Origin of the sequence: Streptomyces sp. 4F14, assembly GCF_048159485.1 — a bacterium.
Taxonomy (GTDB): domain Bacteria; phylum Actinomycetota; class Actinomycetes; order Streptomycetales; family Streptomycetaceae; genus Streptomyces.
This window is the reverse complement of sequence record NZ_JBLRVY010000064.1, coordinates 1-5,640: the sequence shown is the minus strand read 5'-3', so window position 1 is coordinate 5,640 and position 5,640 is coordinate 1. Positions and strand designations below refer to the sequence as shown.

1 protein-coding gene is annotated in these 5,640 nt (G+C 69.4%); it reads right to left on the bottom strand.

Features of this window, described 5'->3' with window-relative positions; genetic code table 11:
• Nucleotides 1-5,640: SDR family NAD(P)-dependent oxidoreductase (locus ACLZOT_RS49575; RefSeq protein ID WP_416975923.1), on the bottom strand; the 5,640-nt coding region annotated here is incomplete at both ends.

The following is a 5,640-nucleotide window of genomic DNA, read 5'->3' as shown; positions in this document are numbered from 1 at the left end:
CCGTACCACGCCGTCAAGAACACCACCGGCACACCCGCCGCCTCCGCGAACGACCAACCCCGCGGAACCCGCACCACGAGACGCGCATCCGCCGTCACGACCGGGCCGAACCCGCCGACAGCCATCCCCATCACGCGGTCCCCGACCGCAACACCCGACACACCCGACCCCACCTCCAGCACCACACCCGCCACCTCAGCACCCAACACCGGCGCCACACCCGGATACACCCCCAGCACATTCAACACATCCCGGAAGTTCAGCCCCGCCGCACGCACCCCGACCCGCACCTGACCCACCCCCAACGGCACCTCAGCCTCGAAAGACGGTTCCAGCACCAGATCGTCGACACTGCCCTGACCCGCCATCCCCAGCCGCCACGTCCCCGCAGGCGCCGCCAACACCCCCCGGGTGCGCGCCGGCACCAACCGGGGGCTGTACGCCTGACCGGCCCGCACCGCCAGCTCGAACCCGTCCTCTTCACCTGCCGTGCCGCTCAGTACGGCGGGCAGCCACCGCCAGGACTCGGCACTGCCGTCCACATCCACCAGACCGAAGCGGCCCGGATGCTCCGACCGCGCTGATCGCACCAACCCCTGCACCCCGGCCCCGGACACGTCCGACACCCGGTCACCCGTACCCGTGGACACCGCGTTCCGGGTCACCACCACCAGCCGTGCACCATCACGCTCATCGCCGGCCAACCACTCCTGCGCCAACTCCAGCACCCGGCACACCTCAGAACGCACCACAGCCACATCACCGGTGACACCGACACCCGCAAGCAGAAGAACCAAATCCGTCTCCGGGCACTCCGACAGCTCCAGATGCCAGGGAACCCCCAGCACCGCCGCCAGGTCCTCACCCCCCTCACCCGCCACCACACACCGCGGCAATCCCTCGGTCCCAGCCGGAACGGCAGGCTTCAGAACCCACTCCACGCTGAACAGCGAGCGCTGTTCAGACCCGGACTCCAGCAGTTCCGCCCGCAACGGTCGCAGTGTCAGTGAGTCCACCGACAGCACCGGGGAGCCGGTGTCATCAGCCGCGTCCAGACAGAGCGCGCCGTCCTCATTCGCCGAGAGCCGGACCCGCAGTGACCGTGCGCCCGATGCGTGCAGGGACACTCCGCTCCAGGAGAACGGGAGCCCGCCCTCGCGCCCCGCGGGCAGGAACGCAGCAGCGTGCAGGGCGGCGTCGAACAACGCCGGATGGATCCCGAACTCCCCTGCCCGCTCAGCCGCCTCGTCCGGCAGCCGCACCTCAGCGAAGACCTCCCCATCCCGCTGCCACACCGCCCGTACCCCTTGGAAGGTCGGCCCGTACCCGTAGCCCGTCCCGGCCAGGTCCTCGTAGAACCCGTCCACCGGCACCGGTTCCGTTCCCGCCGGCGGCCACACCGTCAGCTCCGCGCCCGTCGGCACCGTCGCCTCGGAGGCCAGCGTTCCGCCAGCATGCCGTATCCAGGCCGCTTCCCCTGTTGTCTCCTCCGGCCGGGAGTACACACTCACCGCACGACGGCCCGACTCTGTTAGTGCTTCGACCACCACCTGCACCTGCACAGCCCCGTGCTCCGGCAGCACCAACGGCCGCTCCAGCACCAGATCCTCCACAACACCACACCCCACCTCATCACCCGCCCGCACCACCAACTCCACGAACGCAGTACCGGCCAGCAACACCACACCCCGCGCCGCATGGTCGGCCAGCCAGCCGTGCGAGGTGAGAGACAGACGGTTGGTGAACACCACGCCCTCGCCACCGGCCAACTCCACCGCCGCGCCCAGCAACGGATGGCCCACCGACACCAACCCGACGCTCCTCACGTCGCCGGCCGCAGAACGGGGGCGCGGCCAGTACCGCTCACGCTGGAACGCGTACGTCGGCAGATCCATCACCGAACCCCGGCCCACTATCGCGGACCAGTCCACCGGGACACCGTGAGTGTGGAGAGTGGACAGTGCGGTCAATAGTTGTTCGGGCTCGTTCTCGCCCCGGCGCAGGGTTCCGGTCACGACCGCTGCGGGGTGGGACTCGAACAGGGTTTCTTCCAGGCTGGGAGTGAGCACCGGGTGGGGGCTGACTTCTACGAACATCTCGTAGCCGGCCGAGGCCAGCAGCGGGGTCGTGTCGGCCAGCCGTACTGTCTCCCGCGCGTTGCGGTACCAGTACTCCGCGTCCAGCTCACGGGTGTCGGTCAGCTCACCCGTCACCGTCGAGTAGAACGCGACACTGCCCTCCATCGGGGCTATGTCCGCCAGCGCCTCGATCAGCGCGGCCCTGATCTCCTCGACCTGTGGGGAATGCCCCGCGCAGTCCGTGTCCATCCGACGGGTCCGGAAGTCCTCCGCCTCGCCCGCCGCGACCAGTTCCGTGACCGCTTCCGCCTCGCCGGACACCACCACCGACGAAGGTCCGTTGACCGCCGCAATCGACAACCGCCCCTCCCACCGGGCGATCAACGACTCCGCCTCGGCCAGCGGCAGCCGCACCGACGCCATCCCGCCCCGCCCGCCCAGCGTCCCGGCCAGCAGGCGGCTGCGCACCGCGATGATCCTGGCCGCGTCGTCCAGCGACAGTCCGCCCGCCACGCAGGCCGCCGCGATCTCACCCTGCGAATGCCCCACCACCGCAGCCGGTGTCACACCCAGCGACTGCCAGAGGTGTGCCAGCGACACCATAACCGCCCACAGCACCGGCTGCACCACATCGACGCGCCCCAGCGCCTCCAGGTCCTCCAACGCCTCCAGCAGGTCCCACTCCACGAACGGCGCCAACGCCCGAGCGCATTCACGCATCCGCTCCGCGAACACCGGTGAAGCCGCCAGCAGCCCCTGGGCCATGCCGGCCCACTGTGCCCCCTGGCCCGGGAACACGAACACCACGTCACGCCCGTCGACCGTGCTCTGGCTAGTCACTCCGGCGCCAGGTTCCCCGGCCGCCAGCTCGGTCAGCCTGGCAAGCAGCTCGTCCCGGTCGGTGCCCAGGACCACCGCACGGTGCTCCAGGCTCGCGCGGGTCGACACCAGTGCCGCGCCCACACTCACCGGGTTCAGCTCCGGATCGGCTTCCACGTGTGCCGCAAGCCGCCGCGCCTGCTCCCGCAGCGCCGACTCTGACCTGGCCGACAACACCCACGGCACCACCGGCAGAGCAGACGCCTCGCTGGACACCGGCGTTGGTTCGGGGGCCTGTTCCAGGATCACGTGGGCGTTGGTGCCGCTGACTCCGAACGAGGAGACTCCTGCCCGCCACGGCCGGTCGACTGCCGGCCACGGTTGCTGTTCGGTCAGCAACTCCACCGCGCCGACCGACCAGTCCACCTCAGGGGTCGGTTCATCCACATGCAAGGTGCGGGGCAGCACACCCTGCTGCATCGCCAGCACCATCTTCATCACACCAGCGACACCGGCGGCCGCCTGCGTGTGGCCGATGTTGGACTTCAGCGATCCCAGCCACAGCGGACGGTCCCGGTCCTGCCCATACGTGGCCAGCAGCGCCTGGGCCTCGATCGGGTCCCCCAGCCGGGTGCCGGTGCCGTGGGCTTCCACCACGTCCACCTCAGCCGTGGTCAGACCAGCACTGGCCAACGCCTGCCGGATCACCCGCTGCTGAGAGGGACCGTTCGGCGCCGACAGCCCGTTCGATGCTCCGTCCTGGTTGATCGCCGAACCCCGCACCACCGCCAACACCCGGTGGCCATTGCGCTGAGCGTCCGACAGCCGCTCCACCACCAACAACCCGGCACCCTCACCCCACCCAGTGCCGTCAGCCGACGCGGCAAAAGACTTGCAGCGGCCGTCCCCCGCCAACACACCCTGAGTGGCAAACTCTGCGAAGGCTCCCGGTGTGGCCATCACTGCCACACCACCGGCCAGTGCCAGATCGCATTCCCCCGACCGCAGCGCCTGCGTGGCCCAGTGCAGCGCCACCAGCGACGACGAGCACGCCGTGTCCACCGTGACCGCAGGGCCTTCCAGTCCCAACGTGTACGCGATCCGGCCCGACAACACGCTGCTCGCGCCACCGGTGATCCGGTATCCGTCCGCTTCGTCCGAGACGTTGCCTACAGTCTCGTATCCCGAAACCGCTCCGCCCACGAAGACCCCGGTCTTGCTGCCCTTCAGCGCGTGCGGGTCGATGCCAGCCCGCTCGAGCGCCTCCCACGACGTCTCCAGCAACAACCGCTGCTGCGGATCCATCGCCAACGCCTCACGCGGCGAAATACCGAAAAACCCCGCATCGAACTCCGCCGCGTCCTCGATGAACCCGCCCACCCGGGCGAAACCGTCACCGACCAGATCCCAACCCCGATCAGCGGGAAACTCACTCATCGCATCAACCGAGGACACCACCACATCCCACAGTTGTTCAGGGCTCTCGATCCCGCCGGGGAACCGGCAGCCCATCCCGACGATGGCGATCGGCTCGTCCGGCTCCGCCTTCACCACAACAGGAACCATCACCTGCGCTTGTGAACCCAGCAGCTCCGAGCCCAGATGCTCCGCCAGCCCCGCAGGCGTCGGGTAGTCGAAGACCAGACTCACAGGCAGTACGAGACCCGTGACCGCCGCCAGCTTGTTCCGCAGCTCCACCGCCGTCAGCGAATCAAAACCCACATCACGGAAAGCCCTCCCCGACGGCAAGGCATCAGCATTGTCGAAACCGAGAGTGACCGCCGCCTCCCGCCGCACCAGATCAACCAACACCCGCGTACGTTCCTTCTCCCCCAGCCCGGACAGCCTGCCCAGCAACACCGACTCACCGACAGACCCCGCACCCAGCCGGGCGAGTGCCTTGCGTACCTCCGGAATGCCCGACAGCAGAGGACTCGGGCGCTCCACCGTGAAACTGGGTGCGAAGCGTTCCCAGTCCGTGTTGGTCACCGTGAGGGTGACCGAGCCGTCGCGCACCGCCTGCTCCAGAGCAGCCATCGCCAACTCCGGCTCCATCGCCAACACACCACGCCGCCGATACCCCTCAACGCCTGCCGCACCCATCCCCGGACCCGCCCACAACCCCCACGCGATCGACGTCGCCACCAGCCCCGCACCACGCCGATACCCCGCCAACCCGTCCAGAAAAGCATTCGCCGCCGCATACGCCCCCTGCCCCCCAGCACCCCAACTCGCCGCACCCGACGAGAACAGGACGAACGCCTGGAGGTCCAGCCCCGCCGTCAGCTCATGCAGATACCACGCCGACACCGCCTTCGCCCGCAACACCCCATCCAACCGCCCCACCTCCAACTGCCCCACCGGCACATGCTCATCACCGATACCCGCCGCATGCACCACCGCCGTCAGCGGACACTCCACCGGCACCCGCCCCAACACCCCCGCCAACGCCTCCCGATCAGCGACATCACACGCCTCCACCGTCACCCGCGCACCCAACCCCACCAGCTCCTCACGCAGACCGGACACACCGTCAGCCTGCTCACCCCGACGGCTCACCAGCACCACATGCTCAGCACCACGCGCCACCGCCCACCGCGCCACATGCCCACCCAAACCCCCCGTCCCACCCGTGATCAACACCGAGCCACTCAGCCGCACCTCACCACCCGCACCACCTCCGCCGCTCCCGGCACCGGCCCGGACCAGACGACGCCCGTACACACCCGCCCCCCGCACCGCA